4 protein-coding genes are annotated in these 4,316 nt (G+C 60.6%); 3 read left to right on the top strand and 1 reads right to left on the bottom strand.

The features are described from left to right. Positions 1–174: 174 nt before the first annotated feature. The gene (locus tag QZ302_RS08910) at positions 175–1,218 is read left to right on the top strand and encodes a branched-chain amino acid aminotransferase (RefSeq protein ID WP_294594595.1); all 1,044 of its coding nucleotides are present in this window, start codon (positions 175–177) and stop codon (positions 1,216–1,218) included. 84 nt (positions 1,219–1,302) lie between these two features. Here QZ302_RS08910 and asnS read toward each other — a convergent pair whose 3' ends face one another. Further along, positions 1,303–2,670, bottom strand: a complete 1,368-nt coding sequence (asnS, locus tag QZ302_RS08915) for an asparagine--tRNA ligase (RefSeq protein WP_294594597.1) — start codon at positions 2,668–2,670, stop codon at positions 1,303–1,305. A gap of 109 nt (positions 2,671–2,779) precedes the next feature. Here asnS and QZ302_RS08920 point away from each other — a divergent pair, with 109 nt between their 5' ends. Both QZ302_RS08920 and QZ302_RS08925 read left to right on the top strand, forming a co-directional pair. Then, positions 2,780–3,958: a DNA polymerase III subunit delta gene (locus QZ302_RS08920; RefSeq protein WP_294594599.1), complete on the top strand. Its 1,179-nt coding sequence runs from the start codon at positions 2,780–2,782 to the stop codon at positions 3,956–3,958. 18 nt (positions 3,959–3,976) lie between these two features. After that, a complete protein-coding gene (locus QZ302_RS08925; RefSeq protein ID WP_294594602.1) occupies positions 3,977–4,174 on the top strand; it encodes a hypothetical protein in 198 nt (65 codons plus the stop codon). Positions 4,175–4,316 lie beyond the last annotated feature (142 nt).

Here is a 4,316-nt window from a genome sequence, read left to right on the forward strand (position 1 = left end):
CGAGCCGCAGGGTCTTGACCTTATTTTTTGTCCGCGCCTGAAAATCACAGCCCAACGAACAAGGCGGAGAGAACACGTGGTCGGCCCACAGGGCCGACCTCTGCAAAAGTCTTTTGGGTACCTTTTCTTCAGCGGGTAGACACAGAATAATAACGAACGATCAAAATTCAAGATATGAAACCGGAAGAAATCGACTGGAATAACCTCAAATTCGGATACACTAGAACCCCTGTGAACGTGCGATGCTACTGCCGAGACGGACAATGGGGAGAGATCGAAGAACACGCCGAAGAGACTGTAACGATGCACATGGCGGCGACGGCTTTCCACTACGGGCAGACTGCTTTCGAAGGGCTGAAGGCGTTTCGCTGTCCGGACGGGAAGGTGCGGGTGTTCCGGATGGACGAAAACGCCCGGCGGATGCAGAGCTCCGCGGAATACCTGCGGATGGGGGTGCCGAGCGTCGAACTGTTCTGCGAAATGGTCACCCGCGTCGTGACGTTGAACAAGGAGTATATTCCGCCTTACGAATCGGGCGGGTCGCTCTACATCCGACCGGTGATCGTCGGATCGGGGCCGCAGTTAGGGGTGAAGCCGGCCAGCGAGACCTTGTTGTTGATGTTCGTCAGCCCGGTGGGGCCGTACTACAGCGGGGGGATGAAGGGGATCAGCGCGATTATCGACCGCACGCACGACCGAGCGGCGCCGTTCGGAACAGGACATACCAAGGCGGGGGGGAATTACGGTGCGAGCCTTACTTCGGCGCTCAAAGGACACGAAAAGGGGTATGACAGCGTGCTGTATCTCGATCCGGCACAGCATCGCTACATTGACGAGTGCGGGGCGGCGAACTTCTTCGGAATCCGGGTCGACGCGGCGGAGGGCGGACGGGCGCATTACATTACGCCGGCGTCGCATTCGATTCTGCCTTCCATTACGAACAAGAGTCTGCGGCAGATTGCAGCGGATTTCGGCATGGAGGTCGAAGCGCGGCAGGTGGAGCTCGACGAACTCAATACGTTCAGCGAGGCAGGCTGCTGTGGAACGGCGGCGGTGATTACGCCGGTCTCGACGATCTTCGATCCGGCGGACGGCAAAACCTATCGCTTTGGCGAGGGGGTGGGACCGTGGAGCAAGAAGCTGTACGACGAACTGGTGGCGATCCAGCACGGAGAGGTGGAGGATCGGCACGGGTGGAATACGGTGCTGGATTTATAGGCGGTTTCGGCATAAAGGATTGTATATGCGAAGGGGCGGCTCCACCACCAGTGGAACCGCCCCCTCTTCATATACAAGCGGGAACTAAAATTCCGCATTCTTCGGCGTCCGCGGGAACGGAATCACGTCGCGGATGTTGGTCATCCCGGTCACGAAGAGTACCAGACGCTCGAAACCCAGTCCGAAACCGCTGTGCGGCGCGCTCCCGAAACGACGGGTGTCCAGATACCACTGCATCGAGTCGGTCGGCACGCCCATCTCTTCCATCCGGGCCACTAACTTGCCGTAGTCGGCCTCGCGCTCAGAACCGCCGATGATCTCGCCGATCTTCGGGAAGAGCACGTCCATCCCACGAACTGTCCGCCCGTCCTCGTTCTGCTTCATATAGAAGGCCTTGATCTCTTTCGGATAGTCGGTCATAATCACCGGACGTTTGAAATGCTGTTCCACGAGGTAGCGTTCATGCTCGGCCGCCAAATCGGCCCCCCAGAAGACCGGGAACTCGAATTTCACCCCTTTCGCGTCCCGTGCCTCTTCCAGTATCCGGACCCCCTCGGTGTAGGTGAGCCGCACGAAGTCGTTGGCGGTCACGAACCGCAGCCGCTCGGTCAGCTCCTTGTCGTACATCTTTTCAAGGAAGGCGAGGTCGTCGGCGCAATGTTCCAGCGCATAGTTCACCAGATATTTGATGAAGTCTTCGGCCAAATTCATGTTGTCTTCGATCTCGTAGAAGGCCATCTCGGGCTCGACCATCCAGAACTCGGCCAGGTGCCGAGGGGTGTTGGAATTCTCGGCCCGGAAGGTCGGCCCGAAGGTATAGATCTGTCCCAGAGCCATCGCGGCCAGCTCTCCTTCGAGCTGTCCGGAGACGGTCAGGTTGGTGGGACGGCCGAAGAAGTCTTCGCTGAAATCGCTCTCGCCCGGCGCCAGCGTGGTCACGCGGAACATTGCGCCCGCCCCTTCGGCATCGGAGGCGGTGATCAGGGGCGAGTTCCAATAGTAGAATCCCCGGTCGTTGAAATATTTATGGATGGCATAAGCCATGGCGTGACGAATCCGGAACACGGCACCGAAGGTATTGGTCCGAGGCCGCAGATGGGCGATCTCGCGCAGAAATTCGAGGGTGTGCCCCTTTTTCTGCAACGGATAGCTGTCGGGATCTGCCGTCCCGTAGATTTCGATCTGCCGGGCCTGAATCTCGACGGGCTGGCCCGAGGCGGGCGAGTCGACGAGCGTGCCGGTCACTTTCAAGCAAGCGCCGGTGGTGATCTCTTTGAGCAAGGCTTCGTCAAAGGCGGCGGTGTCGGCCACGACCTGTATATTATGAATAGTCGAGCCGTCGTTCAGGGCGATGAAGGCGACGTTCTTGTTCCCGCGCTTGGTGCGTACCCATCCTTTGGCCACGACTTCGACGTTTCGCTCGCCGGAGGCGAGCAACTCTGCTATTCTCATGGTTCGTACTGTATTATTTTAGACTTCCGTGTGAAAGGCGAAGATACGCAAAATTTCCGTATCTTCGTCAGGCGCCGGGCGGGTTTCGAACGACGGCGCGAGTCGGAATATGCAATTCAAGGATATTATCGGTCAGGAAGAGGTCAAACGACGGCTGCGCGAAACGGTGCGGCAGGGGAGGATCAGCCATGCGCTACTCTTCACGGGGGCCGAGGGGACGGGGGCGTTGCCGCTGGCGCTGGCTTACGCTCAGTATGTGAACTGCCGCAACCGGACGGAGGAGGATTCGTGCGGGGAGTGTCCGGAGTGTTACCGCATGCAGCGGTTGGAGCATCCGGACTGCCACTATATCTATCCGGTGAATGCGTCGAAGGAGGCGGTGGCGACGGGGCGGGCGGACGAAAAACCGCGGAGCGAGCAGTTCGTGCACCTCTGGCGGCAGATGATTCCGGAGACGGGGGGCTATCTGACGGAGCAGGAGTGGTATGCGCGGCTGGGGATCGAGAATCAGCAGGGGATCATCAACAAGAGCGACGCGAACGAGCTGGTGCGACAGATGGGGTTCAAGGCGTTCGAGGGGGGATACAAGACGGTGGTCGTCTGGCTGCCGGAGCGGCTGCACGAGACGGCGGCCAATACGCTGCTGAAGCTGGTGGAGGAGCCGCCGGAACGGACGCTCTTCCTGTTCGTGAGCGTGGAGCCGGAGAAGATCATCGCGACGATCCGGTCGAGGACGCAGACGGTGGCGCTGGCGGGGGTGGCGGACGATCTGATCGCCCGGGAGTTGGTGGCTCGCCGGGGGATCACGGCGGAAGAGGCGGAGCAGGCGGCCTATCTGGCGCAGGGGAGCTGGGGGGCGGCAGTACGGCTGGCGACGGGGACGGAGGGGGCGGGAGGCGGCACGGCGGAGCATGGGGAGCGGTTCATTCGGTTGATGCGGCTGTGTTACCAGCAGAAGTATCTGGATCTGTTCAGCTGGGCGGAGGAGATGGCGCCGTTGGGGCGGGAGGTGCAAAAGCAGTTCTGCATAGCGGGGTTGGAGTTGCTGCGGGCGTGTTACCTGACGGGGATCGGCCTCCGGAGGCTGGCTTATACGAATCCGGCGCAGGAGCGGTTTTGTCAAAATTTCGCGCCGTATGTCTCGCATGCGACGGTCGAGGAGTTCGTGCGGGAGTTCGAACTGCTGTTGGGGCATATCCGCCAGAATGGCAATGCGCGTATCCTCTTCACGCATTTCGCGATGAGTATCTGCAAAATCATCGGGACGGCGAGGGCAGCGCTCAAGTAGCCGACGGGGAGGCGGGGGATGTCGGGCGACACGGCCCCGGGCTACCGCGGGCATGCGTCGGGCGGGCTGAGCTATGTCTGTAGCCATGGTTACGTCTGGTCTGCTGCTGTCTGCGAGGCGAATGGCATGAACTTGAGTTTCAACGCAACGGGGGTCGATGCTTGCAGCCTGTATGGTCGGGCTGTCGGTTTTCTGTTGCGTTGCCTCTCGGAATAAACGCCGCGGGCCCGCGGGGGGCAAAGGGCGGGAGCTGCCCCATGTAGCCGAACTTTGTGCGGACGGACGCCCGGGAGGAACCGCAACTCTCGATGCGCAAGCGGCGTGTTGCGGGCCTACCGAGGGGAGGCGTCCGGCCCGC

The sequence above is a fragment of the uncultured Rikenella sp. genome (assembly GCF_910579375.1).
GTDB lineage: Bacteria > Bacteroidota > Bacteroidia > Bacteroidales > Rikenellaceae > Rikenella.